The organism is Ochrobactrum sp. XJ1, from assembly GCF_024701725.1.
In the GTDB taxonomy this organism is placed as follows: domain Bacteria; phylum Pseudomonadota; class Alphaproteobacteria; order Rhizobiales; family Rhizobiaceae; genus Brucella; species Brucella anthropi.
Genome location: NZ_VDGD01000002.1, coordinates 420,443 through 444,473 on the forward strand (window position 1 = coordinate 420,443; position 24,031 = coordinate 444,473).

Below are 24,031 nucleotides of genomic sequence, written 5' to 3' on the forward strand. Positions count from 1 at the left end.
AAGGGTTGCGGCGATGCGCTTGCGTCTGCATGATGGGAAAAATCGCTTCATCAGTTTCCGACCGGAATAGTTCCCCATGACGACTTATGTTTTTGCGCCGCCCCCGCAGCCTTTTTTGCCTGTGAAGGGAACGGACGCGCGCTTTCCCGTGCACCGCATCTATTGCGTCGGCCAGAACTATGCCGATCACGCCATCGAAATGGGCGGTGATCCGACTCGCAACCCGCCTTTCTTCTTCCAGAAGAACCCGGACAGCCTCGTGATCGAAGGCGGTGATTTCCCTTATCCGCCGAAGACCGAGGACGTGCATCACGAGATCGAACTTGTGGTGGCGCTGAAGGCCGGCGGTACCGACATTGCTGTCGAAAAGGCGCTGGACCATGTTTATGGCTACGCCGTTGGCATCGACATGACACGTCGCGACCTGCAGGCCGTGGCCAAGAAGGCCGGGCGCCCGTGGGAAGTCGCAAAAGCTTTCGAGCACTCTGCACCCTGTTCGGCCATCGTGCCGGTGTCGGAAATCGGCCACCCGGAAAAGGCTGCGATTTCGCTCGCCATCAATGGCGAAACCCGCCAGTCGGGCGACCTCAACCAGATGATCTGGAAGGTGGCGGAAACCATTTCCTACCTGTCTTCGCTCTTTGAGCTGCAACCCGGCGATCTTATCTTTACGGGTACGCCTGCGGGCGTCGGACCGGTGAAGCACGGCGACCGTCTGGAAGGCAAGGTCGACGGCGTGGCAACCCTCACCGTTACCGTAGTCTGATTCTCTTCACGTGGAGGAGCCTGAATGAGCATCTATCTTCCTGATGACGTGCACGACGCTCTGGAGCGCTTCATCGCCGAAAAGCATCCTGGTCTCAACCAGACCGAGGCGATGACCCTTATCCTGCGCAAATGGCTGGTGCGTGAGGGCTATCTGTCGGCGGAGCCCGAACACGGCACACCGCCGGATGAACTGAACGCGACCAATGACGATTGAACAAGGCAGCAATTGACTATGGCCAAACAGCCGCCGGAAGGAGCGGGTCGCAAGACCGCGCTCGGGCGACGCCTTTTGATTCTCATGATTCTGGCAATTGTGCTCGTGATCGCGCTCGTCTGGATGAGCATTTATCTCTTCGATCCAAACGGCGGTCTGGACTTCGATGATCTCGGTATTTTTGCTTTTGATTTCAATGTGGTAGATGCAGTGTCGTCGCGCATTTTGTGAGTGCGTTAATCTTTTTGTTACCATTTGAAATATTCATTTTGGCAGAGCCCCGACGTTTAGCGCTTCCGTTTGCCGTCTTTTGCATGGTACATGATCCTCATCGACCGAAAGAATATTGACTGAAACGGGCGCTTTCCGATGTCCGTAAAGCCAAGAGGATCTGGATGGCATTCGAGGACATCAAGGCGGAAATTGCGCTGCTTTTCGAGCAAATGGTGAATCAGCCGCAAGACGCTCATGAAATCCGTGAAACGGTTCGCGAGAAGCTCAATACGCTGCGGGCCAGTGGTTTGCCTCTGCCTGAAGATCTGGTCGAGCTTGAAAAACGCATCGAAAAAGATTTCGATTCCTGAGAACGGATCCGGTCATGCGTTACGCGCTTTCCTCTTCTTCCTCCGCTGGTCTGGTCCGCAAGGGCCTCATGCTTCTTGGTTGTGCCGTGGCGCTCAGCGCCTGCAACACCACCAATGACGGCAAGCCCGTGAAAACGGCGCTGATCACGCAGACCGATACTTCCAGCCAGACCGCTCCCGCAGCGGGCAGCGCTGCCCGTGCCACGGCCAATACCGCAGGCACGGCGACTGCCGATGCGGGCGCTGCTGCCGGAACGCAGACTGTCGCAGCCGTGACCGATCCTTCCGATCCGGTCCTGCCTGCCGTTGTTCCCATTCCCGGCATTCGTGGCCAGTCCGAACCGATGATGGCCTATGCCGGTGCGCAGGCTGCCGCTTCGCCGGCATCCGTTGCTGCCAATATGGCGTTTGAGACGCCGGATCATGCGCCGGAAGAACTCGATGCGCTGATCACCAAATATTCCGTCGCCTATGACGTGCCGGAACGCCTTGTGCGCCGGGTCGTGCATCGCGAAAGCCGGTTCAATCCGGGCGCCCGCAACGGACCTTATTGGGGGTTGATGCAGATCAGCCATCCGACTGCGCGCGGCATGGGCTATACGGGCGCGGCCAAGGGTCTGCTCGATGCGGAAACCAATCTGAAATATGCGGTTCGCTATCTGTCCGGTGCCTATAAGGTCGCCGGCGGTGACGAAAGCCAGGCAGTCCGCTATTATGCGCGGGGCTATTATTACGATGCCAAGCGCAAGGGACTGTTGCAGGAAACCGGCCTCGACGGAAGCTGGAAGCGCAACGGCCCGACCCGTGACGCAGCCGCCTCCATCCAACCGGCATCCTTGCCGGAAGGCGGGGCAGCACCGCTCCCCGGCGTCGCTCCCATTCAGGCTTCCTACGCATCGGCGGGGCAATAAACTAACTGTCATCTTGACGCTGCAAAGTGATGGCAGTTTCCTGTCCTGAACCGACGACAGGGAAATTTCATGAATGTAAGACTGCCTCATCCAGTCAAATGGAAATATGACCGGGCCGAATTGTGGGCCGATGGCGTCATCCATGTTCTGGGTGTCGGGCTGGCGCTTGCAGGCGCCATTGCCATGCTGATCTATTTCCTGCCGAACATGCCTGCAGCGACCTCGATTTCGTCGGGTGTCTATCTCGCAAGCCTTCTGGCAGCGCTCGGCATTTCGGCTGTCTACAATATCTGGCCGGTTTCGCCGACCAAATGGTTCCTGCGCCGTTTTGACCACTCGGCGATCTATCTTCTGATCGCCGGAACATACACGCCTTTTGCCATGCATATGGGCGGCCGCGCTCTGCCGCTGCTTCTTTTCGTCTGGAGCGTGGCTTTCGTCGGCATCATGCTGAAACTGTTCATGCCGGGTCGTTTCGACCGGCTGTCGATCCTGCTTTATCTGGCGCTCGGCTGGAGCGGCGTCATGGTCTACGACACCATGGTGCAATCGCTGCCGCCAGCCGTTTTCTGGCTGATTGCAGCCGGTGGCATGGTCTATTCGTTGGGGGTGATCTTCCATGTCTGGGAGCGCCTGCGGTTTCAGAATGCCATCTGGCACGGCTTTGTCGTGGTGGGCGCGGCACTGCATTATTGTGCGGTGTTTTTCGTTGGCGCATGGAACTGAAGCCCGCTCTATTTCGGCTCTGACGGTCTGCAAATGGCGCACTTCTGCGCTTCCGGTGCTCATGTACCTTAATGTACATTCCGCTCCGGTTCTCGAATTGCACCATTTTCGTCGCGTCATAGCCAAAATAGCGAACGGGCTTCGGAGCGCGTGATTGTTCAATGAAAGTCTCGCGAGTTCGGCATGATTTTTACATTCCGCGGATGATGCGCCATCTGGGATGGAGCGACGAGGCGCTGCGCTTCGCGTCCGCTCATTTCGATCAATGCTGTCGAACGGTCCTGCAGCTTTGACGCCACCAGATGCACGACCCCTTCGGGGCTGCGCTGGAGGCGACCTTCGATATGGATCAGCCGCGCACCCATCACTTCGCGGCGAAATGCTTTCATGATCTTCGGCCAGACGACAATATTGGCGATGCCGGTTTCATCCTCGATGGTGAGGAACACCACACCCTTGGCGCTGCCGGGGCGCTGGCGGACGGTGACGACGCCCGCCACTTTCATGCGGCGTCCGTCGGCACCTTCCTGCACTGCGCGACAGGTTGAAACGCCTTCCGCTGCCAGACCCTCGCGCAGATATTGCAGCGGGTGCCCTTTCAGCGAGAGCCGCGTCGTCTCGTAATCGGCAATCACATGTTCGGATGCAGTCATTTCAGGAAGCTTTGTGCGCGGTTCCTCCGCCAGTTCGCTGGTTGCGGCGGCGCGGAACAGCGGCAGTGTTTCGTTATTGGGCAGACGGCGCACGGCCCACAGTGCTGCGCGGCGGTCGATGTCAAGCGAGCCGAAGGCATCGGCATCAGCCAAAAGCGTGAAGGCGCGCCGGTCGAGCCGGAGCCGTCGATGCATGTCCTCGATGGTACGGTAAGGCTCCTGCCGGTCGACAATCAGGAGTTCGGTGTCCCGTTTGGAAAACCCGTCGATCTGGCGGAAACCGAGCCGGAGCGCCGGTCGGATATCGAGCGTATCCTCCAGCATATTATCCCAGTGACTGAAGTTCACATCGACGGGCAGCACCATCACGCCATGTTCGCGGGCATCGCGCACAATCTGGGCGGGGGCATAAAAACCCATGGGCTGGGAATTCAGAAGTGCGGCGGCGAATACTTCCGGATGGTGGCACTTGATCCACGCGGAAATATAGACCAGATGGGCAAAGCTTGCCGCATGACTTTCGGGAAAACCATATTCGCCGAAACCCTTGATCTGGTTGAAGCAGTTTTCGGCAAAGGTCCGGTCGTAGCCACGATTGACCATGCCTTCGATCATCTTTGTCTCCATCGTATGGATGGTGCCCATCTTGCGGAAAGTGGCCATGGCGCGGCGCAACTGGTTGGCCTCATCCGGTGTGAATTTTGCAGCCTCCATGGCAATGCGCATCGCCTGTTCCTGAAACAGCGGCACGCCCTTGGTCTTGCCGAGAATTTGTAGCAACTCGTCGGGCGGCCCGTACTCCGGCGCTGGCGATGGCAAGGTGCAGGGTTCCTGTCCGTTTCGCCGCCGCAGATAAGGATGCACCATATCGCCCTGAATGGGACCGGGCCGTACGATGGCAACCTCGATGACAAGGTCATAGAATTTACGCGGGCGCAGCCGCGGCAGCATGTTCATCTGGGCGCGGCTTTCCACCTGAAACACGCCGAGTGAATCCCCCTTGCACAGCATGTCGTAGACGACTGCATCTTCGCGCGGCAGATTGGCCAGCGTCAGCTTTTCGCCGCCATAAAGCTGCGGCTTGTGCTGGTGAATGAGGTCGAAAGCCTTGCGGATGCAGGTGAGCATGCCGAGCGACAGCACATCCACCTTCATCAGCCCCACCTCGTCGATATCGTCCTTGTCCCATTCGATGAAAGATCGCTTGTCCATTACCGCCGGGCCGATGGGCACGGTCTCGTCCAGACGGTCGCGGGTGAGCACAAAGCCGCCGACATGCTGCGACAGATGACGCGGAAAGCCGATCAGCGTGATGGCCAGTTCCACCGCGCGCCGGATGATGGGATTGTCGGGGTCGAGACCCGCCTGTCTGATATGCTGCTTGTCGATGCCGCCGCCCGATATGCCCCAGACCGTATTGGCGAGCGCTGCCGTTACATCCTCAGTCAGCCCCAGCGCCTTGCCGACATCGCGAATGGCGCTGCGGGACCGATAGCTGATGACGGTTGCGACAATGGCCGCGCGATCTCTAGTGTAGCGGTCATAGACATATTGCATCACCTCTTCGCGCCGCTCATGCTCGAAATCGACGTCGATATCCGGCGGTTCCTTTCGCTCGACCGAAAGAAAGCGTTCGAACAGGAGGTCAACCTGTGTCGGGTCTACACCGGTGACGCCAAGGCAGAAGCAGACAACGGAATTGGCCGCCGAACCGCGCCCCTGACACAGAATGCCTTTCGAGCGGGCATAGCTCACAATGTCATAAACCGTGAGAAAGTAAGCCGCATATTGCAGCTTTTCGATCAGCGCCAGTTCCTTGTGGATCAGCGCCTGCACCTTCGGCGGGACGCTGTTAGCGCCGTAATGACGGGCGGCACCTTCCCAGGTGAGATCATGCAGATGCTGCTGCGGCGTCTTGCCGGGCGGCACCGGCTCGTCGGGATAATCATATTTTAGCTCATCAAGCTGGAAGGTGATGGGCGCGACGAAATCAGCGGTGGCCTCGACGGCCTCAGTGTAGTCGCGGAACAGCCGCATCATTTCCTTGGGCGGCTTCAGATGGCGTTCGGCATTCTTTTCGAGAAGTCGTCCGGCTGCGAAAACAGTCGTGTGGTGGCGGGTTGCCGTCAGCACATCCTGAAGCGCGCGGCGGTCAGGATGATGATAAAGCACGTCATTGGTGGCGAGCAGCGGCACATTGGCTTCGGCTGCAAAGCGGGCGATGCGTTCGGCCCGGCGCCCGTCATGGCCCTGATGCGGCATGGTGAGCGTCAGCCAGACCGAGCCGGGGGCAGCTTGCGCAATCTCGGTCAGGCGCGCGGCAAAATCCGGCTCGTGGTCTTCAGGCGCAAAGACCGCGATCTGGAACTGCCGGGCGCGAAACAGCAGATCACTCCATTCGAGGTGGCATTCGCCCTTGATGGCGGCGCGTGCCTTGCCCTCCGTCAGCAGGCGGCACAATTGCCCATAGGCCGGACGATCACGCGGATAAATGACCATATCCGGCGTGCCGTCGGTGAAGGACAGGCGGCAGCCGATGAAAAGCCGGAAATCACTTTTCTTGCGAAAATCCTTCCATGCCGCATGTGCCCGCACCACACCGGCCAGCGTGTTGCGGTCGGCAATGCCGATACCGGACAGGCCGAGCTCATGCGCACGCGCTACCAGTTCCTGCGGATGCGAAGCGCCGCACAGGAAGGAAAAATTGCTGGCAGCAGCCATTTCAAAATAGGGTGTCATCACGCGAACAGTCCGTGTAAAAACCAGCGCGGATGATTGGCGCCGTCATAAAGGCCTTCGCGGAAAATCCAGAAGCGCTGGCCGTTCTCGTCTTCCACCCGGTAATAATCGCGCAGTTCCGGAACCGTGTGACCGATTGCGAGCCACCATTCCGGTTCGATCCTTTCCGGCCCCTCGGCAAGGCGCACATGATGGCGCACCCGCCGCCACAGGAAAAACGAAGGCGGACTGTCGGGCACTTCCGCCACGCTTTCGATCAACTGCGGCGGGCGAAACAGTTTTATGGGGCGCGCAGGCGGGTCACCGGGAAGCATTGGTGCACTCTCATAATCGGCTTCGCCCTTGCCATCCGTGTATAGGGCAGGGCGCAGGCCGAAGGCCCGTTCGGGAATATGCGTGTTGCGCGAAAAGGAGACGAGAACGCGGTTCTGTCCAAGCCGCGCTGAAAGCCGGTCGACAAGCTGACTAAACCCCGCTTCATCTTCCTCATGCTGGTCGAGCCCCGTCTGGCGCTGGGCGATTGGCGCGCTGCGCAGTGCTGCCAGCCGGATCATGTCGAAGCCGAAACCGGCGTCGAGCGGGTCGGTCAAGGCGTTGAGCCTTTCACGCGCAAGACGCAGGAAAACTTTGTCGCTGCGCAAGGGCTGGCCGGTCTCGATGTGGATATGACGCACTTCGCCATCGACACGGAAGAAGGAGGCTTCAATCAGAAGCGCGCCTTTGCCCTCCGGTTCAAGCTGTGTAAAAAGCTCCTGCGCCAGTTCCTGCAAGATGCGTTCGACCAGTTCCATTGCGGTAACCGGCTCTGACAGGCGGCGCTCGACGGTACTGAGCGGCATGATGCGCATGGGGGAAATCGGCGCGCGCTCCTGCCGCGCCAGCCGGTCGAGTTTGGTGGCAAGATCGGTGCCGAAGCGGGCGGTGAGTGCGGCACGCGGAAGCCCCATCACATCGCCGATGTGTTTCAATCCGGCGCGCTTGAGGCCGGTTTCGGCAGCTTGCGTCAGTTCAAGCGCGGAGAGCGGCAGGCGGGGAAGCAGCCGGTCGGCCTCCGCCCTGCTGAAAACACCGCCCTTCGTTCCCCGTGCCAGAAGCCGCGCGGCAAAACTGTTATCGGCAATCGCCGCCTGAACGCCAAGCCCGGTCCGTTCCAGACGCCGGATTGCATCCACACGCATGGCGTCGAGCCCGCCAAAAAGATGCGCGCAGCCGGTTATGTCGAGCATAAGCCCATGCGGCTCATCGAAGGCGACAAGCGGCGTGTAGCGTTCGCACCAATGGGCAAGACGCTTGAGCAATGCCGCATCATGTTCCGGTGCTGTCGTTGCCACTTCAAGCCGTTCCACGCGGGCGCGCGCATCCGTCAGTGCCATACCGGGAAAAAGGCCGAGCTTTGCCGCTCCGGCATCCACTGCTGTCAGGCGCAGCGCATTGGCCGTGCGTTCGGTGACGACAAGTGGCAGTTTCTGTTTGTCCTCATGCGGAGCGGAGCGGCGAAGCCGGTCGGTCGGCAGAAACGGAAACCAGAGGGCGAGAAACAGACGTTCTGCCATCCCGTTCTCTTGTACCAAATTCAAGGGTTTCATTGTTCCATTCCATGATCCATTGCCCGCATGTGCCGTGGCGATTGCGCTCCAGAACCGCCGAAAAGACAGGCTTGCCGGGTGCATTTGCTCCACTTGAACGGGACGGCGCGGGCGCTACCCGCCAGCGGCTGACGGCAGCGCTCTGCACGCCTGTCCGGTGGCTCCTGAGCAGAATGACGGGCAGCTGCGCGGTTTCGGTTGCCAGAAGCAGACGACGCGAAGCGGTTAGGTCGAGGCATTTCGGCTGGCCTGTCACCGAGGCGACGACACCGGAAACAAGATGCGAAGCCTTGCCGCCGGTTCCGGCTTCCAGCGCATCGTTTGCCGCCTTCAGGACATCCTGTGCCGTGGGGCAGCGCACGATCAGAAGTCGCGACGGATCGATCCCGAAGGCATGAAGTCCCGGCGGATAAAGCCCGCCATATTCACTTGCAGCACTTTCTTCCTCGATCCAGATAATCGGGCGACGAGGCTCTATGGCGCGTTCTGCGGCGCGTTCTGCCGCACGGGCGGCAAAGGCGAGCGCAAAGCCGGTCGCAGCCATATGCACGCCGGGGTTTTCGGCAAAAACCTCATGCAGCGCGTCGCCTGCAAGGCCATGCGGAAAGGCAGCATCCGCTCCGGCAAGGCCGAGCGTGAAACTGCGCGCCCGCCCGAAGCCCGTTTGCCCCTGATTTGCAAAACTGCCTTGCGGATCGTTGCCTTCAATGGTCGTAACCATGCGCCGCAGCGCCGCGATGTCGATGCCGCTCACGTCTAGATTCCATCTTTTTGTTCTCTATATGTTCTAGTATTGAATCGAGCGAGGCAAGAGTCAAGCGGGATCAGAAATCAGTCCAGTGGACTGATTTCCTTGCGTAGGCGTTTCACACTTTTCGGGATACGCTCTATCATCGCGATAGTGGTTTTGGATTAGGCGGCGTCCCTGAAAGGCACGCCTGCCAGTTGCGCCAGATGGCCGGGAAGGTCGGTGCCTGCACCCGCTGCATTGATCGTGTTGAAATAATCATGCCAGCCGGTGGCGGTGATCCCGGCAATCAGCATGTCGAGAGCTGCTTCATCCGGGAAACGCCAGATGGCGAAGAAACTCTGGCTGGGCGCAAAAGACTTTGTCGCGTCAACGGGACCCAATGCCAAAGCCTCGATACCGAGCGCGCCAAGCCCGCCCATACCCGCGTCGACTTTCTCAAAAAAGGCCTGCCTGCCTTCAGCATCAAGCGTGTGCCAGCTCGATTTCGGGGAATAAAGCTCGGCGAGGTAATAGGTCATGTCATATCCCTTAGGGTTTCATTGATCTTGAAAGAGCGACCGGCATCGGTGCGGCTCCAGATGCGGCGCAGCAAGGTGCTGAGAAGCTGCTGTTCACCTGATGAGAGATCGCTCATCAGGCTTGCAATCCATGCGGTATGTTGTTCGAAAAGCTGTTGCGCCAGCAGCCCCCCTTCGGATGTCAGCCGGACAGTCAGCTTGCGGCGATCCTGCGTGTCTGCATGGCGCTTGAGGAAACCATCACGCTCCAGCCCATCGAGCAGGCCGGTGATGGTGGCGCGCGTGACACCTGCGCGTTCTGAAAGCTCGTGCGGCGAGAGGCCGTCGGGCGCATTGTGCAGCAGAAACAGCAGGACGAACTTGCCTTCCGAAAGCTTGTGCGGTGCAAGCCGGTTGGCGCAATCCCGGTCAATGGCCGCAGCAAGTGACAAAACTTCAAAGCAGGCTTTCAGCGCGTCGGTGGACGGGCTGTGCCGGCGTTCCATTTCGCTCAGAAGGGCGTGGTGCTTTTGCTCGATTATTTCCATACGGCGACTTATAGTATGGCACCATACTAAATGCAAGTGACTTTGATTGCTTGAGCAGGAACAGTGGAGAGCTTGATCGATAGATATATACGGTTTATATATGATCCGTATATGAACTATATGGTCTGGACAATGCTATGGGTATCGTGAAAATCGGCGATGAACTGCATGAGGAACTGCGCAAGGCGAGTGACGTCATGTGCCGTTCGATCAATGCGCAGGCTGAATACTGGATGAAGATCGGCATGCTGGCACAAGCCCATCCCGACCTGTCGTTCAACGAGATCGTGCAGATGCAGTTGCGCGCAGCACAGGTCGAGCTGCCCGTTCTTACTGTGCAGTCGTCATGACCAAAACCCCTACCGAAGTGGAAAAGATGGCGGCATCCGGCGCGCTGCTCGCCTCCGTTTTTACGCTTCTCGACCGCACGCCGCTGGCGGGCATGACCACGATGCAGGTCAACGATCTGGTCGAGGATTATATTACCCGCGAATTGCAGGCACGGCCTGCCAGCAAGGGGCAATATGATTTTCCCTATGTGCTGAACAGTTCCAAGAACGAAGTCGTCTGCCATGGCATGCCGTCGAATGACGAGATCATTGAAAACGGCGAGATTATCAACTTCGATATCACGCTGGAAAAGGACGGCTATATCGCCGATTCCAGCAAGACCTACATGGTCGGTGACGTTGCTCCCTTTGCCTCGCGGCTGGTCCGTGTGACCTATGAGGCCTTGTGGAAGGGGATTGCTGCCGTGCGACCCGGCGCGACGCTGGGCGATATCGGCCATGCCATCGAGCGTCACGCCAAGCGGCATGATTACAGCATCGTGCGGGAATATTGCGGCCACGGTATCGGCCGCGAGATGCATGAGGAACCGCAGGTTTTGCATTTCGGCAAGCCGGGCACCGGCGTTCGTCTCCGCGAAGGCATGGTGTTCACCATCGAGCCGATGCTCAATCAGGGAACGGCCAAGGTGAAGACCGAAAAGGACGGCTGGACGGTGGTGACGCGTGACGGAAAACTGTCAGCGCAGTTTGAGCATACTGTCGCAGTCACCTCAAATGGCGTGCGGGTGCTGACCTTGCGCCCCGGCGAGGAAAAGATGCTCGCGGGTATAAGACACGCCGCTTGATCTCATGCGATCCTGCCGGTCATCCAGAGCACGAAGACAATCGTCCCGCCCACACTCATTCCAGCGGCAAGAATAGTCCCTGCGATGGCGGGCGCGAGTTTCAGGAAAGAAATATGGGGCGTTATTTCCAGCCGGAAATTCGCCTTGATGTTTTCAGGCGTCAGGCAGGTGATTTCGTAGTCGCCGGGTGTCGTGCAGTCGAAATAACCCAAAGCGTGAGAAGCATTGCCGCGCATGTCCGTCCGCCGGACGCTCAACAGAAAACGGCTTGTGGAATGATAGGCAATAAGGGCGCCAGATGCGCGCGCCTTGATCGCGAACTGCGTTGAGAAATAGGCTGTTCCGGTGAGAACGGTAAACGGCGGAAACACGATGCTGATCGCGTAGCGCCCGGCTTTCGGCAAATGAAAGATATGTGGCCGGGCGTTACCCGCAAATTGGTGACGGACATCCGGCACGATCATTTTCCACAGAATGGGTATGCAGCGGATCAGTAGATAGATGCCGAGCAGAATGCAGACAGGCAGGGCCGGATAGAAAGACAAAATTCACGTCCCGCTCTAAAAACAAAAGCCCGCCGGAAGGCGGGCTTTTGTCCGGATTGGATATGCTTATTTGCGATCGCGCGCAGCAAGCGTGCGCAGGCGCAGTGCATTGAGTTTGATGAAGCCTGCGGCGTCCTTCTGGTCGTAAGCACCCTGATCGTCTTCGAAGGTGACGAGCTTGTCGGAATAAAGCGACTTGTCCGATTCACGGCCGATCACCATCACATTGCCCTTGTAGAGCTTGAGCGTGACTTCGCCTTCGACATGGCGCTGGCTGTGATCGATTGCCGCCTGCAGCATTTCGCGTTCCGGCGAGAACCAGAAGCCGTAATAGATCAGTTCCGCATAGCGCGGCATCAGCTCATCTTTCAGGTGCGCCGCACCGCGGTCGAGCGTGATCGATTCGATGGCGCGGTGTGCTGCCAGCAGGATCGTGCCGCCCGGCGTTTCGTAGACGCCGCGCGACTTCATGCCGACGAAGCGGTTTTCCACGAGGTCGAGACGACCGATGCCATTGTCGCGGCCATAGTCGTTGAGCTTGGCAAGAAGCGTCGCAGGCGACAGGCGCTCGCCATTGATTGAAACGGCATCACCTTTTTCAAAGCCGATCTTGATGATCGTTGCCTTGTCGGGCGCAGTTTCCGGCGAAATGGTGCGCATATGTACATATTCCGGTGCCTCGACAGCCGGATCTTCCAGAACCTTGCCCTCGGACGAGGAGTGCAGCAGGTTGGCGTCGACGGAGAACGGCGCTTCGCCCTTCTTGTCTTTCGCAACCGGGATCTGGTGCTGTTCAGCGAATTCGAGCAGATGCGTGCGGCTCTTGAACGACCAGTCGCGCCATGGGGCGATGATCTTGATGTCCGGGTTCAGCGCATAGGCCGAAAGCTCGAAACGAACCTGGTCGTTGCCCTTGCCGGTCGCGCCGTGCGCGATTGCGTCGGCGCCGGTCTTCCTGGCGATTTCGATCAGGTGCTTGGAGATCAGCGGACGGGCAATCGAGGTGCCGAGCAGATAGACGCCTTCATAGACGGCATTGGCGCGGAACATCGGGAAAACGAAATCGCGCACGAATTCTTCGCGCACGTCCTCGATGAAGATTTCCTTGATGCCCAGCATTTCCGCTTTCTTGCGGGCTGGCTCAAGTTCTTCGCCCTGACCGAGATCGGCAGTGAAGGTCACAACTTCTGCGCCGAGTTCCGTCTGAAGCCACTTCAGGATGATCGAGGTGTCGAGGCCGCCCGAATAGGCGAGAACGACTTTCTTAACGTCTTTCCACTTGCTCATAATAAACTTCCGTCTCATCAGGCGCTCCAGAGCGGCGCCCAAAATTTGTCCGTAGTTCTTTTAGCAGTTGCCAAGCCGCGTGCAAGCCGAGACTTATCGCGAAAACTCATGCGGATTATACCAGGGCGCTGAGATGCTAACGCATCACGCCCTGAAAATGCTCAGTCGCCGCACGGGCTTAACCAAAACTCGATGAGTCAAACTCATCGAGTTTTGGTATTACGTGATCTGTGGTTCGCCGACTTCATAAACAACGAGATTGCGGTCGCCAATACCAAGCCCAGGCCAGGCCGCACGCCATTCGGCAATATGGGCGGAGGCAAAATGCCGGTCGAGCGAAGCACGGTCGCGCCACATCTCCTTCACATGGATGAGACCCGGTTCGAGAATATCTGCGGCATAGCCATAGTCCACACAGCCATCCTCCGCCCGACTGGCGGAGATCATGCGCTGCATGGCTTCACGCGCTTTGGCGAGGTTTTCCGGCGGCAGGCGGACGGTCCCCACGATCAGCAGCATTTCTGTCTCCATTCCACTGTTTCATTTGCCCGGAAATTATTCTAGCGTGCGCCATCTCCTGGAGCACATTTCGATGTCTTTTCTGACAAACCTGACCTTCATTCCCGAATGGACGATTTTTGTCCAGTTCGCGATAGCAACCGCGATCCTTTCCATCACGCCCGGCCCCGACATGACGCTTTTCGTCGGGCGCGCCCTGTCCGAAGGCAAGGCCGCAGGTTTTGCCTGCATGGCTGGCGCCAGCACCGGCATCGTCATTCACACAACCATGGTGGCGCTCGGCCTTTCGGCGCTGATTCTGGCGTCTCCCGCAGCCTTTACGGCGCTGAAAGTGGTGGGCGCGGGCTATCTGGTCTGGCTGGCCGTACAGGCGATCCGCAAGGGATCGGCCTTCTCGCCGGAAAAGAATGGCGGCAAGAAGCATACGCTGTTCCAGAACTGGCTGACCGGTCTTGGCATCAACCTTCTGAACCCGAAGATCATCCTGTTCAACATGACTTTCCTGCCGCAGTTCGTCTCCGCGCATGACCCGCATGCCATGGGTAAATTGTTCTTCCTCGGCCTGTCGTTCATTCCGATGGCGCTGCCCTTCACCATTCCGATGGTCGTGGCGGCAGATCGTTTCGCCGGGCTCCTGAAAAAGAACCCGACCGTGACGCGCATCGTGGACTGGATGTTTGCGGGCGTATTCTCGGCCTTCGCGCTGAAGATCATCACAGCACAGGCAAAGTAAATCCTTATTCAGCCGGCCGGGATAAAAGCCGTCCGGCATTGCGCCCTGCCAGCAGCCAGTAGACGAAGCTGCCGACGACGCCGGCACCTGCAATGGCTGCGATCCAGAGCGAGCTTTCCGGCACGCTCCGGCCATCGCTGAATGGAAGCGATGCGCCTGCGGCGGCAAGCCCGATCAGGGCGCCCGCAACGCAATAGAACAGGGACGATTTGTAACCGCGCGCTTCAGCCAGAATGATGAGGATGAGTGCGGGCACAAAGCTGAATCCGCCAGCCATGGCTGCAATGGCAAAACCGCCAACGAAGACGGCGCTCCAGAAGCTGGTGGCTGCAAAGAGCGAACCGGCATCCGCATCGCTTGCCATCATGACGAAATCATTCATGAAGGAACCGATCCCGAGGGTGCGGAAAAGGATGGCGGCGAGAAACCAGCCTGCCGTCAATACACCGCAGCAATAGCCGAATACCACGATGGCGAAGCGCGTTATGTAATCGAAAGTATCGTTCAAGCGCGCTCACTAATCGGTTTATTCACCCCGTTATTCACCATGCCCGGCAATCATCATGGCTTCGAGTGCAAGGCGCTCGCTCTTGCGCATGCGCTCCGATTCCGACTTAAGCTGGCCGCAGGCTGCGAGAATGTCGCGACCGCGCGGGGTGCGGATCGGCGATGCGTAGCCAGCTGCGTTCACATAATCGGCAAATTTCTCGATCTGCTCCCATTCCGAACACTGGTAATTGGTGCCAGGCCACGGGTTGAACGGGATCAGATTGATCTTGGCCGGAATGCCCTGCAAAAGCTTCACCAGCAGCTTGGCATCATCAAGGCTGTCATTGATGTCCTTCAGCATCACATATTCGAAGGTGATGCGCTTGGCGTTGGACAGGCCCGGATATTCGCGGCAGGCCTTGATGAGCTGTTCTAGCGGATACTTCTTGTTGATCGGCACCAGAATGTCACGCAGTTCGTCGCGCACGGCGTGCAGCGAAATGGCGAGCATGACGCCGATCTCGTCACCGGTGCGATAGATTTCCGGCACGACGCCGGAGGTCGAAAGCGTGATGCGGCGCTTGGAGAGAGACAGGCCGTCGCCATCGGAGGCGATCAGCAGAGCCTTCTTCACTTCCTCGAAATTATAGAGCGGCTCGCCCATGCCCATCATCACGATATTGGTGATCTTGCGACCTTCGGCGGGAACCATGGCGCCGTCGGGCGTATCCTTGTCCGGGAAATCGCCGAGCCGGTCGCGGGCGGTCAAAAGCTGCGCCAGAATTTCTTCAGAGGTCAGATTGCGCACCAGCTTCTGCGTGCCGGTATGGCAAAACGAGCAGGTCAGCGTGCAGCCGACCTGAGAGGAAACGCAGAGCGTGCCACGGCCTTCTTCGGGAATGTAGACGCTTTCGATTTCGACCGGACGGCCTGCGCCGCGCGGCGGAAAACGGAACAGCCATTTGCGGGTGCCGTCCTGCGAAATCTGTTCTTCGACCACTTCAGGCCGCGCAATGGTGAAATGCTGCGCCAGCATGGCGCGCAAATCCTTGGAAATATTGCGCATGTCGGCGAAATCGGAAACGCCGCGCACATAGAGCCAATGCCAGAGCTGGCTGATGCGCATCTTCACCTGACGCTCGGGCACACCGGCCTTGATCAGCGCTTCGGCCATTTCCTCGCGCGACATGCCGATGAGCGACGGCTTTGCCTCCAGGCTGGCGCGCGCATGGCGGGCAAGCTGGTCGCGCGTATCATCAATGGTAAGGTCGAACGAAATGGACATCTGTTTTCAACTGTTGGAGACGACGGCTGAAGCGCGTCGATAAGCTTCGCCAGATAATCTGGCCCGAATGCATGGATAAATAGGGTCCGTCACTTGGCTTTGCGACCCCTGTTGCGCGCGCTCTTAGCACACAATATCGCATTCGTCATCCCACATGAAATCCGGCCACATGAAATCCGGTCTGCTATGCATGACGGCGGGGAGCAAGGCTGCAAAAGAAAAAGCCGGGCGCAAGCCCGGCTTTGAAAGTTGTCCGATCGCGAGGATTACTTGCACTTCTGGATGGCTTTCAGCGCATCCGAAATACCCTTCAGCGAATAGGTATAGTTGGTCTTGGTGCCGCGCTTCGACTGTGCCTGCACCTTCATTTCCGAACCGCCGCGCATGGCTGCGATGAGCTGCGGCTCTTCCGCTGCATTTTCCATCCAGCCGGACTTGCCGTTGACGAACATGTTGAAGTTGCGGTTGCCGATGGAGACGACGACCTTGGCATTGGTATTGAGGTCGTAACCGGCCATGAATTGCGGTTCGAACGAGATGTTCTGGCCGGGCTTCTGGCTCACGAGGAAGAAGTTGTCACCGTGATCGACATTGGCCGGAGCCTTCTGGGTCGGTACGGAGAGGACATAGCAGACCTTGCCGTTGCCCGACTGATAGCTGTAGGCGCCCCAGGCATTGAACTGGCTGATCTGGCTCGGGGTCTGGGCGAGTGCCGAACCCGCCATCCCAATCATGAACACAGAAGCCGCGACGATCGATTTTCCAAGCATTGGTTTTTACCGGTTCTCTTTCGTTTGCTTCAAACTTGAATATCGGGATGCCGCCGTTCATCACGCCGTCCCGCTCAGTTGCCGATTAAATTGCCTTAATCTGGGTTACCAAACGGTGAAGTTTCGAAAGAAAACTTGAATGAGCAGCTAAGTCGCCCCGCCATCCCTTGGCTCCACTTGAATTAAAAGAAAGCGGCGAGAGTGTGTTCGTGGGGATAAGGCAATAAGGCAGCAGGGGATTAAGGCAATATGTTGAAGGGGAATAGGATGTCGGAACTAGGGAAATAAGGAAAAAAGCGGGGGCAATTGAAGCAAAGTAGCCAGAATCACATAGCTGTGATCAGCCGCCGCTATTCCCTTGCTCCCTCATCCTCAAGTGCCTGTCGCGCGGCCAGCCGGTGCGCCGGTGTGATATGGGCACGAACGGCTGTCAGCGCTGCCATCAGCACAGCAACGTCATCTGTGAAGCCGATACCGGCCAGAATATCGGGAATGGCGTCGAAGGGCAGGACGAAATAGGCGAGCGCCGCCATCAGGGTCATGCGCACACGGGTTGGGGTCCTCTGGTCGAGCGCGCAGTAATAGGCTGCCACCACCTCATCCATGAATGGCACCATGCGACCGGCGCGGCGCGCGGCCTTCCAGAATCCGTTCTTCACCCGTTCGCTGCGCTTCTTGAATTCGCTCTCGCTGCCGGGTTCGAGGATTTCACCGATTCTGACGTCATCCATTCTCGTTCAACTCCTGTCGTCCCGATTCCAATCGTCGAATGCGGGTTCTGACCGGTAAAAAATGGGGAGTTTGTATCGCTCTTGCAAGGCCAGTTCGATTTCCCCGTAGTCCTATCCTGCAAGAACCATCAGCTACAACGCCCCCGTCAAATCCCCAAAATACAGATTCGACCGGATTGCTCACCAAACGGCTTGGACCGCGCTGGAGCGATGCCGAACGAATGGAGGTTTTGATGCATTTGACCGGCTATGGGGAAAATTTCATCCGCAGCGACCGTTCAACACGGCTGTTTCGCGGCAACCAGCTACTGGCTGCTGGAAGCGAAGATAATTACATCACCGTCGATCTGTCGGAGGCGGGATGCTACGATGCCGCCGTCTATCTGCGGTTTCTCTTCGGAGCCGGAATTTCGCTCAACACTTTGCGCGGCACATCCAGCCAGAACTGGATACCGATCCTGAATTTCAGGGCGGGCGAACAATGGAACGGTTATTCGGCGCTGCCCTTCGGCAGAGCAATCGGCTTCTATGATGTTCAGGCGGGACATATTTTCCATGCCGCCATTTCGCTTGGCGATGTCCATATCCGCGGCGTCCATGGCGGCAAACTCGGGCAGAACTGGCAGGATCGCATCAATCTTACCCGCGTTCTACCCTATTCCAGCCGCAATCCAGATGGCAGCTTTAATTATGATCGCCGGAAGATTTACGTCTATATTTCAATGCTCTAAATTCAGGCTATCGCATTCATCTTGCGCGCAAGCTTGATGTCGAGTTCCGTAATGCCGTTCTCGCTATGGGTGGCGAGCGTAACATCGACGCGGTTGTAGACATTGAACCATTCGGGGTGATGATCGAGCTTTTCCGCATGGAGCGCTGCGCGCGTCATGAAGCCAAAGGCGGCATTGAAATCCTTGAACTTGAAGCTCTTGGCAATCGCCTCGCGTCCGTCGACCTTCTGCCAGCCATCCAGTTCAGTGAGCGCTTCGTTCAGTTCATTTTCTGTCAGCCGGTTGCGTGCCATCGTCTTTTGCCTATGTTGCGGTTCCTGAACTAACTTATCATGAGCGCGAGAGTTCCGTGATCGTATCCGTAGCCGCACAAGCCCCGACCAGCATTCTTTTCGTTTGCGCAGGCAATATCTGCCGTTCTCCGCTTGCCGAAGGCGTGATGGGGCATGTGCTGGAAAAGCGGGGCATCCGCCATGTGCTGGTCGATTCTGCCGGAACCAATGGCTATCATACCGGCGAGGAGCCGGACGAGCGCTCCATCAGCGTTGCAGCGCATCATGGTCTCGATATTTCCGCACAGCGCTGCCGCCAGCTCATCGCCGGTGATTTCAGCCGTTTTGACCTGATCCTTGGGATGGACCGTTACAATATGCGGATGATCGCTGAGCGCAGGCCCGCAAATGCAAGCGCGCATATCGGGCTTTTCACGGAGATTGCAGAAGGACGGGCAGTTGAAATCCCCGATCCCTATTATGGCGGGGTCGGGGACTTCGAAAAGGTTTACCGGATGGTTCTGGCAGCCTCCATCGCGCTTGCCGACCAGTTCTGGCCGGAACGGGCAACCAAAGGCCAGGCTTCCTCCACGATATAAGGTCCGCCACCGACGGAATCGCGTGACGACATCAGCACGAACCGTCCCACCTTGAAGGGCAGCGTCGCGAAGTTGCCACGTGAGGAGAGATAGCGCACCACATCCTCGATGCGGGGATTTCTCAGCCGCGCCAGTGTCACATGGGGCGTGAACTTGCGCGGGTCAGCGGGAATGTGAAGTCGCCGGCAGATCCGTTCGATTTCCGCCTGCAATGCGTTGAGCTCAGGCGAGGGGGATACACCCGCATAGATGCTGTGCGGCTTTTTGGAACCGAAAGCATTGACACCCGACAGGTTGAGCATGAATTCCGGCCGCCGCACGCGATCAAGCGCATTGGCAACCTCGTCGGCCACGTGGCCTTCCACATCTCCGATAAAACGCAGCGTTATGTGGTAGTTTTCGACATCAATCCAACGTGCGCCGGGAAGACCGCCTCGCAACAACGAGAGCGAAAGCGCGGCGTCGCGCGGGATTTCGAGGGCAGTGAAAAGACGCGGCATAAGGCATCCTCCTCGAAGCGTTCCATGCCAGAGCGCCGGGCATCCAAAGGATGCATAAAGGACACTCTAGCCTAGAGAGTCAGTGCATCGTGCCTGCCGAATTGATTCGGTTAAGTTGATGCAACTGCAGCGAATCAAAGTTTGAGTCCGGGAGCAAGCTGTTTATGCTCCCGACCGGCGTCAGCCTCCCGATGTCCCCTTGTTTTGCATATCTGTCAGGCTCTTTTCGATAGTGGGCATAAAGTTAGACACCATCGTTTCGACGCCCTTTTCATTGGGGTGCATTCCGTCCTCGAGCAGAAAGTCCTTCTTGGTTGCTACACCGTCGAGGAAAAACGGGTAGAGCGGCACGCCATATTTCTGTGCCAGCTTCGGATAGATCGGGTTGAACTTGGCGGCATAGTCCTTGCCCATGTTGGGCGGGGCCATCATGCCGGCAAGAATGACCGAAATGCCGCGCTGCTTCAGGCGCGCCAGCATCTCATCGAGGTTCTTTTCGGTAATGTCGGGTTCGATGCCGCGCAGCGCGTCATTCGCTCCCAGTTCAAGGATGACCAGATCGGTGCCATCGGGAACGGACCAGTCGATGCGCGAAAGCCCGCCCGTGGTCGTGTCACCCGACACGCCCGCATTCTCGATCGAAACCTCGACACCCTTGTCGTTGAGTGCCTTTTCAAGCTGCTGCGGAAAGGCGGCATTGGCCGGCAGCAGATAGCCCGCCATGAGGCTGTCGCCGAAACCGACGATCTTGACCTGTGAAAGCTGCTCGGTCGGCAGTGCGTCTTCGAGGCCGGTCGGATCTTCCTGCGCGCTTGCCGCAATGATGGGGCTTGCCGCCATAAAAGACGCCATCATCGCAAAAATCGGGAGCCATGCCGGAATTGAGAGTTTGAAACGCATCGTCGAAAACCCATATTTGAGGGGCTGTGGGCAAATGGCCCGCCGGACTTCTCTTCAATAATTGGCGCAACATAAGTTCAAATTTGTGGCGCGCTGTTTGGTTCTAAAGATTCATATAGGATAAAAACCGCGTGACGGAACAGGTTGTTGGCTCGATTATCGAACTTGAGAACGTTCATCTAACCCTTGGTCACGCCGCCTCATCGGTGCATGTGCTGAAGGGCGTTTCCCTTCATATATCGCAAGGACAGTCGGTTGGCATCGTCGGACCGTCCGGTTCCGGCAAGTCCACGCTGCTGATGGTTCTGGCAGGTCTGGAGCATGTTGATAACGGAACTGTGAAGATTGCCGGTGAGACGATCAGCCAGATGAGCGAAGATCAGGCCGCCGCTTTCCGTGGCGCCAATATCGGCATCGTGTTCCAGTCCTTCCACCTCATTCCCAACATGACCGCGCTTGAAAATGTCGCCGTGCCATTGGAGCTTGCCGGGCGTCGCGATGCTTTCGAGGTGGCGGAACGCGAATTGCGCGCCGTCGGCCTTGGCGAGCGCCTCACCCATTATCCATCGGAGCTTTCCGGCGGTGAACAGCAGCGCGTTGCGATTGCGCGCGCACTTGCGCCAAGCCCGAAAATCCTGATCGCGGATGAGCCGACCGGCAATCTCGACACCACGACGGGGCGCCAGATTGCCGATCTTCTGTTCGCCAAGCAGCGCGAGAATGGTCTGACCATGGTGCTCGTCACGCATGATCCGGCGCTTGCGGCGCGCTGCGACATTGAAATTCCGGTGCGCTCGGGCCGGATCGAAGAGCCTGCACAGGGCGGCTCCGTTCTCGAATCGCTGGCAGCTGGCGCATGAGTGCTGCAAAGTCGTTCTCGCTTGCTCTCCGCTTTGCGCTGCGTGAAATGCGCGGCGGCCTGACCGGTTTCTATATTTTCCTCGCCTGTATCGCGCTTGGCGTTGCCGCCATCGGCGGCGTCAACTCGGTGGCGCGGTCGGTCAGCACCGGCATTGCATCGGAAGGCCAGAGCATTCTGGGCGGTGATGTCAGCTTCGCGCTCAATCAGCGGGAAGCAACGGCGGAAGAGCGCGCCTTCATCGCAAAACAGGGCAGAATGGCGGAAAGCGCCACCATGCGCTCCATGGCGCGCATGCCCGATGGTTCCGACCAGTCGCTGGTCGAGGTGAAGGCTGTCGACGCGGCCTATCCGCTTTATGGCGAACTGAAGGTTCAACCACAGCAATCTTTGGCCGATATGACCGGCGAGAAGGACGGCACCTATGGTGCTGCCGTCAGCCAGGACTTTCTCAATCGCATGGACCTGTCGCTTGGCGCAAAAGTGCTGCTCGGTTCGCAAGTGTTTGAATTGCGTGGCCTGATCGAGAGCGAACCGGACCTGCTTTCTTCGGGTTTCAATTTTGCGCCGCGCTTTCTGGTTTCGCTGGATGGCCTGCGCGCTTCCGGTCTCATTCAGCCCGGAAGCCTTGTCGATCATATCTACAAGGTTGCCCTCACAGATGGTGCGCCGGATGCAGCAATTGCCGAAGTCAGGCGGCAGGCCGCTGCCGATTTCCCCGATGCAGGCTGGAACATCCGTTCCCGCACCAATGCCGCTCCGGCGCTGAGCGCCAATATCGAGCGCTTCTCGCAATTCCTGACACTGGTGGGCCTGACAGCCCTGATCGTCGGCGGTGTCGGCGTCGCCAATGCAGTGCGCGCCTATCTTGACGGCAAGCGCGGCGTGATCGCCACCTTCAAGTCGCTCGGCGCGCCAGCGCGCTTCGCGGTGTTGGTTTATCTCGTGCAGATTATGGTGATCGGCTTCATAGGCATTGTTCTCGGGCTGATACTGGCGGCGATTATCCCCTATGCCGCTGCCATGGCGCTTGCCAATTATCTGCCGGTCGCCGGTGGCGGCGGTTTCTTTCCCGATGCTTTGGCGCTCGCTGCCGTCTTCGGCCTCATCACCACGCTTGCCTTCGCGATTATTCCGCTGGGCCGCGCACGCGATATTCCGGCGACGGCGCTTTTCCGTGAGCAGGGTTTTGAGCAGCGTGGCCTGCCACCGCTGCTTTACCTTGGATTGGCGGTTCTGCTGATTGCAGCTCTCGCCGGGCTGGCGCTTTACGTCGCCTATGATCGACGCATCGCCGCAATCTTCATCGTTTCGGCCATTGCGGCTTTCGGCGTGCTGCGGCTAGTCGCCGACGGCATCCGCTGGCTTGCCCGCCGGGTTCCGCGCGTGCGCTCGACGTCGCTCCGGCTCGCAGTGGGCAACATCCATCGACCCGGCGCGCTCACGCCCTCTGTGGTGCTTTCACTGGGCCTTGGCCTGACGCTGATGGTGGCAATCGCGCTGATCGATGGCAATCTGCGTCGCCAGGTAACGGAAAACATTCCAGCGCAGGCGCCTGACTTCTTCTTCGTCGATATCCAGAACCGTGACATCGGCGATTTCACCAAGCTGGTCAGCGGCATCGTGCCTGATGGCAAATTGACCTCCGGTCCGATGCTGCGGGGGCGTATCGTTGCCTTCAACGGCACCAATGTGCGCGACATGACCATCCCGCCGGAAGCAGCCTGGGTGCTGCGTGGCGACCGTGGCATCACCTTTTCCGATACAGTCCCCGAAAACTCGACACTGACGGAAGGCGAATGGTGGCCGAACGACTATAGTGGCGAACCACTGGTGTCCTTCGCGGAGCGCGAGGGCAAGGAACTGGGCCTGAAGCTCGGCGACACGGTGACGGTCAATGTGCTGGGCCGCAACATCACCGCGAAGATCGCAAGCTTTCGTCAAGTTCAGTGGGAAACGCTTGCGATGAACTTCGTCATGGTGTTTTCGCCCAATACCTTTGCCGGTGCGCCTGCGACTTGGCTGGCGACGCTCACCATTCCCGATAGCCAGAAGAACCTTGCGCCTGATGTGCTGCGGCAGGTCACCAAGACATGGCCCGCCGTCACGACGGTCAGCGTGACCGATGCGCTCAATGTCGCCAATGATCTGATCAGCCAGCTTGCAACCGCCATTCGCGCTGCGGCTTCCATCGCGCTGGCTGCATCGGTTCTGGTGCTGGGCGGAGCGCTGGCTGCGGGCAACCGCGCCCGTGTCCACGATGCCGTGGTGCTGAAGACGCTGGGCGCCACGCGCGGCACGCTGATCACGGCCTATGTGCTTGAATATATGCTGCTCGGGCTTGCAACTGCGGTCTTCGCACTCGTCGCTGGCAGCGTGGCGGGCTGGTATGTCGTGGTGGAAATCATGAAGCTGAAAGCGAGCTTCCTGCCTGATGTCGCGCTGATGACCGTTGCCATCGCGCTGGTGCTGACTGTCGGTTTCGGCCTGGCCGGGACATGGCGCGTTCTCGGCCAAAAGCCTGCCCAGGTACTCAGGACGATATGAACGATTTGTAATCGTCACGGGCAGAAAAACGTAAGTCATTGGATCGTATGGAGAAAGCGTTTGCATTTCCAGACTGCTGCATCACGTTTTTTTACAGGTGGTACTTGTACGCGAAGGCCGAAATCCCCATAATGTCAGACAGGCATGCTGGG

28 protein-coding genes are annotated in these 24,031 nt (G+C 58.4%); 13 read left to right on the forward strand and 15 right to left on the reverse strand.

Annotation, left to right across the window (positions count from 1 at the left end; all coding sequences use genetic code 11):
* Positions 1–76: 76 nt before the first annotated feature.
* The 6 genes from FG152_RS04810 to trhA all read left to right on the forward strand — a co-directional run bounded on the left by FG152_RS04810 (position 77) and on the right by trhA (position 3,203).
* The gene (locus FG152_RS04810; protein ID WP_498985387.1) at positions 77–766 is read left to right on the forward strand and encodes a fumarylacetoacetate hydrolase family protein; all 690 of its coding nucleotides are present in this window, start codon (positions 77–79) and stop codon (positions 764–766) included.
* A 24-nt stretch (positions 767–790) separates the two neighbouring features.
* Positions 791–982, forward strand: coding sequence for a ribbon-helix-helix domain-containing protein (locus FG152_RS04815; protein ID WP_010657878.1), 192 nt, complete (start codon positions 791–793; stop codon positions 980–982).
* Positions 983–1,000: 18 nt separating this feature from the next.
* Positions 1,001–1,213, forward strand: coding sequence for a hypothetical protein (locus FG152_RS04820; protein WP_029926047.1), 213 nt, complete (start codon positions 1,001–1,003; stop codon positions 1,211–1,213).
* Positions 1,214–1,377: 164 nt separating this feature from the next.
* Positions 1,378–1,566 carry a hypothetical protein gene (locus FG152_RS04825; protein WP_010657880.1) on the forward strand — a complete coding sequence of 63 codons (189 nt, stop codon included), beginning with the start codon at positions 1,378–1,380 and terminating at the stop codon, positions 1,564–1,566.
* Positions 1,567–1,580: 14 nt separating this feature from the next.
* Positions 1,581–2,477, forward strand: coding sequence for a transglycosylase SLT domain-containing protein (locus tag FG152_RS04830; protein WP_498985389.1), 897 nt, complete (start codon positions 1,581–1,583; stop codon positions 2,475–2,477).
* A gap of 69 nt (positions 2,478–2,546) precedes the next feature.
* Positions 2,547–3,203: a PAQR family membrane homeostasis protein TrhA gene (gene trhA, locus FG152_RS04835; protein ID WP_375849038.1), complete on the forward strand. Its 657-nt coding sequence runs from the start codon at positions 2,547–2,549 to the stop codon at positions 3,201–3,203.
* Positions 3,204–3,361: 158 nt separating this feature from the next.
* On the opposite strand, the gene FG152_RS04840 is transcribed toward trhA, so the two are convergent.
* The 5 genes from FG152_RS04840 to FG152_RS04860 all read right to left on the reverse strand — a co-directional run bounded on the left by FG152_RS04840 (position 3,362) and on the right by FG152_RS04860 (position 9,977).
* Positions 3,362–6,595, reverse strand: a complete 3,234-nt coding sequence (locus FG152_RS04840; RefSeq protein ID WP_498985390.1) for an error-prone DNA polymerase — start codon at positions 6,593–6,595, stop codon at positions 3,362–3,364.
* On the reverse strand, positions 6,595–8,136 hold the full coding sequence (locus FG152_RS04845) for a Y-family DNA polymerase (RefSeq protein WP_375849173.1): 1,542 nt from the start codon (positions 8,134–8,136) through the stop codon (positions 6,595–6,597). Before FG152_RS04845 ends, FG152_RS04840 begins: the two co-directional genes overlap by 1 nt.
* Positions 8,072–8,935 (reverse strand): ImuA family protein, encoded by an 864-nt coding sequence (locus tag FG152_RS04850; protein WP_375849041.1) that lies wholly within the window; start codon positions 8,933–8,935, stop codon positions 8,072–8,074. Before FG152_RS04850 ends, FG152_RS04845 begins: the two co-directional genes overlap by 65 nt.
* Before the next feature lie 158 nt (positions 8,936–9,093).
* Positions 9,094–9,450, reverse strand: a complete 357-nt coding sequence (locus FG152_RS04855) for a DUF6616 family protein (RefSeq protein WP_071632863.1) — start codon at positions 9,448–9,450, stop codon at positions 9,094–9,096.
* Positions 9,447–9,977 (reverse strand): MarR family winged helix-turn-helix transcriptional regulator, encoded by a 531-nt coding sequence (locus FG152_RS04860; protein WP_071632864.1) that lies wholly within the window; start codon positions 9,975–9,977, stop codon positions 9,447–9,449. The genes FG152_RS04855 and FG152_RS04860 overlap by 4 nt, the downstream gene beginning before the upstream one ends.
* Positions 9,978–10,114: 137 nt before the next feature.
* Between FG152_RS04860 and FG152_RS04865 the strand changes: the two genes are divergently transcribed.
* Together FG152_RS04865 and map are read left to right on the forward strand one after the other, a co-directional pair.
* Positions 10,115–10,327, forward strand: coding sequence for a ParD-like family protein (locus FG152_RS04865; protein WP_454502815.1), 213 nt, complete (start codon positions 10,115–10,117; stop codon positions 10,325–10,327).
* On the forward strand, positions 10,324–11,112 hold the full coding sequence (gene map / locus FG152_RS04870) for a type I methionyl aminopeptidase (RefSeq protein ID WP_454502816.1): 789 nt from the start codon (positions 10,324–10,326) through the stop codon (positions 11,110–11,112). Before FG152_RS04865 ends, map begins: the two co-directional genes overlap by 4 nt.
* Before the next feature lie 2 nt (positions 11,113–11,114).
* On the opposite strand, the gene FG152_RS04875 is transcribed toward map, so the two are convergent.
* The 3 genes from FG152_RS04875 to FG152_RS04885 form a co-directional block, all read right to left on the reverse strand.
* A complete protein-coding gene (locus FG152_RS04875) occupies positions 11,115–11,657 on the reverse strand; it encodes a hypothetical protein (protein ID WP_235817683.1) in 543 nt (180 codons plus the stop codon).
* A 66-nt stretch (positions 11,658–11,723) separates the two neighbouring features.
* Complete coding sequence (locus FG152_RS04880; protein WP_040129026.1) at positions 11,724–12,944, reverse strand: argininosuccinate synthase; 1,221 nt, start codon at positions 12,942–12,944, stop codon at positions 11,724–11,726.
* 219 nt (positions 12,945–13,163) lie between these two features.
* Positions 13,164–13,463, reverse strand: coding sequence for a putative quinol monooxygenase (locus FG152_RS04885; RefSeq protein WP_342061613.1), 300 nt, complete (start codon positions 13,461–13,463; stop codon positions 13,164–13,166).
* 73 nt (positions 13,464–13,536) lie between these two features.
* Between FG152_RS04885 and FG152_RS04890 the strand changes: the two genes are divergently transcribed.
* Entirely contained in the window at positions 13,537–14,196 is a 660-nt protein-coding gene (locus FG152_RS04890; RefSeq protein ID WP_010657892.1) for a LysE family translocator, read from the forward strand.
* Positions 14,197–14,200: 4 nt separating this feature from the next.
* On the opposite strand, the gene FG152_RS04895 is transcribed toward FG152_RS04890, so the two are convergent.
* The 4 genes from FG152_RS04895 to FG152_RS04910 form a co-directional block, all read right to left on the reverse strand.
* Entirely contained in the window at positions 14,201–14,704 is a 504-nt protein-coding gene (locus FG152_RS04895; protein WP_454502817.1) for a hypothetical protein, read from the reverse strand.
* A gap of 30 nt (positions 14,705–14,734) precedes the next feature.
* The gene (gene rlmN, locus FG152_RS04900; RefSeq protein ID WP_498985393.1) at positions 14,735–15,970 is read right to left on the reverse strand and encodes a dual-specificity RNA methyltransferase RlmN; all 1,236 of its coding nucleotides are present in this window, start codon (positions 15,968–15,970) and stop codon (positions 14,735–14,737) included.
* A 266-nt stretch (positions 15,971–16,236) separates the two neighbouring features.
* The gene (locus FG152_RS04905; RefSeq protein ID WP_010657895.1) at positions 16,237–16,740 is read right to left on the reverse strand and encodes an invasion associated locus B family protein; all 504 of its coding nucleotides are present in this window, start codon (positions 16,738–16,740) and stop codon (positions 16,237–16,239) included.
* A 350-nt stretch (positions 16,741–17,090) separates the two neighbouring features.
* Entirely contained in the window at positions 17,091–17,471 is a 381-nt protein-coding gene (locus FG152_RS04910) for a YkvA family protein (RefSeq protein ID WP_010657896.1), read from the reverse strand.
* 233 nt (positions 17,472–17,704) lie between these two features.
* Here FG152_RS04910 and FG152_RS04915 point away from each other — a divergent pair, with 233 nt between their 5' ends.
* Positions 17,705–18,202, forward strand: coding sequence for a hypothetical protein (locus tag FG152_RS04915; RefSeq protein ID WP_454502818.1), 498 nt, complete (start codon positions 17,705–17,707; stop codon positions 18,200–18,202).
* A 2-nt stretch (positions 18,203–18,204) separates the two neighbouring features.
* On the opposite strand, the gene FG152_RS04920 is transcribed toward FG152_RS04915, so the two are convergent.
* Positions 18,205–18,495 carry a 4a-hydroxytetrahydrobiopterin dehydratase gene (locus FG152_RS04920; RefSeq protein ID WP_010657898.1) on the reverse strand — a complete coding sequence of 97 codons (291 nt, stop codon included), beginning with the start codon at positions 18,493–18,495 and terminating at the stop codon, positions 18,205–18,207.
* Positions 18,496–18,551: 56 nt separating this feature from the next.
* Here FG152_RS04920 and FG152_RS04925 point away from each other — a divergent pair, with 56 nt between their 5' ends.
* Positions 18,552–19,073, forward strand: a complete 522-nt coding sequence (locus tag FG152_RS04925) for a low molecular weight protein-tyrosine-phosphatase (RefSeq protein ID WP_375849044.1) — start codon at positions 18,552–18,554, stop codon at positions 19,071–19,073.
* Here the strand turns inward: FG152_RS04925 and thpR are convergent.
* Both thpR and FG152_RS04935 read right to left on the reverse strand, forming a co-directional pair.
* The gene (gene thpR, locus FG152_RS04930) at positions 18,983–19,573 is read right to left on the reverse strand and encodes an RNA 2',3'-cyclic phosphodiesterase (RefSeq protein ID WP_010657900.1); all 591 of its coding nucleotides are present in this window, start codon (positions 19,571–19,573) and stop codon (positions 18,983–18,985) included. The genes FG152_RS04925 and thpR overlap by 91 nt on opposite strands.
* 180 nt (positions 19,574–19,753) lie before the next feature.
* Positions 19,754–20,473, reverse strand: coding sequence for an arylesterase (locus FG152_RS04935; RefSeq protein ID WP_071632868.1), 720 nt, complete (start codon positions 20,471–20,473; stop codon positions 19,754–19,756).
* A 131-nt stretch (positions 20,474–20,604) separates the two neighbouring features.
* Between FG152_RS04935 and FG152_RS04940 the strand changes: the two genes are divergently transcribed.
* Both FG152_RS04940 and FG152_RS04945 read left to right on the forward strand, forming a co-directional pair.
* Positions 20,605–21,333, forward strand: coding sequence for an ABC transporter ATP-binding protein (locus tag FG152_RS04940; protein WP_454502819.1), 729 nt, complete (start codon positions 20,605–20,607; stop codon positions 21,331–21,333).
* Positions 21,330–23,879, forward strand: a complete 2,550-nt coding sequence (locus FG152_RS04945; RefSeq protein WP_498985395.1) for an ABC transporter permease — start codon at positions 21,330–21,332, stop codon at positions 23,877–23,879. The genes FG152_RS04940 and FG152_RS04945 overlap by 4 nt, the downstream gene beginning before the upstream one ends.
* The last annotated feature ends 152 nt before the right edge of the window (positions 23,880–24,031 follow it).

Coding starts and splice junctions, on each gene's coding strand:
- FG152_RS04815 (WP_010657878.1), top strand. CDS start 791: ATGAGCATCTATCTTCCTGATGACGTGCACGACGCTCTGGAGCGCTTC.
- FG152_RS04820 (WP_029926047.1), top strand. CDS start 1,001: ATGGCCAAACAGCCGCCGGAAGGAGCGGGTCGCAAGACCGCGCTCGGG.
- FG152_RS04880 (WP_040129026.1), bottom strand. CDS start 12,944: ATGAGCAAGTGGAAAGACGTTAAGAAAGTCGTTCTCGCCTATTCGGGC.
- FG152_RS04860 (WP_071632864.1), bottom strand. CDS start 9,977: ATGGAAATAATCGAGCAAAAGCACCACGCCCTTCTGAGCGAAATGGAA.
- FG152_RS04920 (WP_010657898.1), bottom strand. CDS start 18,495: ATGGCACGCAACCGGCTGACAGAAAATGAACTGAACGAAGCGCTCACT.
- FG152_RS04905 (WP_010657895.1), bottom strand. CDS start 16,740: ATGCTTGGAAAATCGATCGTCGCGGCTTCTGTGTTCATGATTGGGATG.
- FG152_RS04945 (WP_498985395.1), top strand. CDS start 21,330: ATGAGTGCTGCAAAGTCGTTCTCGCTTGCTCTCCGCTTTGCGCTGCGT.
- trhA (WP_375849038.1), top strand. CDS start 2,547: ATGAATGTAAGACTGCCTCATCCAGTCAAATGGAAATATGACCGGGCC.
- map (WP_454502816.1), top strand. CDS start 10,324: ATGACCAAAACCCCTACCGAAGTGGAAAAGATGGCGGCATCCGGCGCG.
- FG152_RS04890 (WP_010657892.1), top strand. CDS start 13,537: ATGTCTTTTCTGACAAACCTGACCTTCATTCCCGAATGGACGATTTTT.
- FG152_RS04810 (WP_498985387.1), top strand. CDS start 77: ATGACGACTTATGTTTTTGCGCCGCCCCCGCAGCCTTTTTTGCCTGTG.
- FG152_RS04855 (WP_071632863.1), bottom strand. CDS start 9,450: ATGACCTATTACCTCGCCGAGCTTTATTCCCCGAAATCGAGCTGGCAC.
- FG152_RS04915 (WP_454502818.1), top strand. CDS start 17,705: ATGCATTTGACCGGCTATGGGGAAAATTTCATCCGCAGCGACCGTTCA.
- FG152_RS04910 (WP_010657896.1), bottom strand. CDS start 17,471: ATGGATGACGTCAGAATCGGTGAAATCCTCGAACCCGGCAGCGAGAGC.
- FG152_RS04865 (WP_454502815.1), top strand. CDS start 10,115: ATGGGTATCGTGAAAATCGGCGATGAACTGCATGAGGAACTGCGCAAG.
- rlmN (WP_498985393.1), bottom strand. CDS start 15,970: ATGTCCATTTCGTTCGACCTTACCATTGATGATACGCGCGACCAGCTT.
- thpR (WP_010657900.1), bottom strand. CDS start 19,573: ATGCCGCGTCTTTTCACTGCCCTCGAAATCCCGCGCGACGCCGCGCTT.
- FG152_RS04840 (WP_498985390.1), bottom strand. CDS start 6,595: ATGACACCCTATTTTGAAATGGCTGCTGCCAGCAATTTTTCCTTCCTG.
- FG152_RS04935 (WP_071632868.1), bottom strand. CDS start 20,473: ATGCGTTTCAAACTCTCAATTCCGGCATGGCTCCCGATTTTTGCGATG.
- FG152_RS04825 (WP_010657880.1), top strand. CDS start 1,378: ATGGCATTCGAGGACATCAAGGCGGAAATTGCGCTGCTTTTCGAGCAA.
- FG152_RS04885 (WP_342061613.1), bottom strand. CDS start 13,463: ATGCTGCTGATCGTGGGGACCGTCCGCCTGCCGCCGGAAAACCTCGCC.
- FG152_RS04830 (WP_498985389.1), top strand. CDS start 1,581: ATGCGTTACGCGCTTTCCTCTTCTTCCTCCGCTGGTCTGGTCCGCAAG.